The organism is Bacillus cereus group sp. BfR-BA-01355 (assembly GCF_022663675.1).
In the GTDB taxonomy this organism is placed as follows: Bacteria; Bacillota; Bacilli; order Bacillales; family Bacillaceae_G; genus Bacillus_A; species Bacillus_A thuringiensis_S.
Genome location: NZ_JAKUFY010000412.1, coordinates 1 through 253 on the forward strand (window position 1 = coordinate 1; position 253 = coordinate 253).

Sequence of the window (253 nt, forward strand, 5' to 3'; positions counted from 1 at the left end):
CAAAATAGCGAAATCTTTTAGTCCTACATCTATTCCAATGTAAGAATGTGTTTTCGGAAGTTCTTGTACTTCTGTTTCAACTAATAGTGACACAAAATATCTACCAGAAGGATTCCGTCTAACTGTAGCATTTACAATACGTCCCTCTACTTCGCGACTTTTGGCAAATCGAACAAGGCCTAGTTTCGGCAACTTTATTTTGTTCCCTACAACGGCAATGTTTTCATTTGTTTGTTTTGTGGTATAAGATTGT

The 253-nt window shown here is 36.4% G+C and carries 1 pseudogene; it reads right to left on the bottom strand.

The window, feature by feature from the left end:
* Positions 1-253 (bottom strand): annotated as a pseudogene (locus MR167_RS32280) (IS200/IS605 family element RNA-guided endonuclease TnpB); the annotation flags it as partial.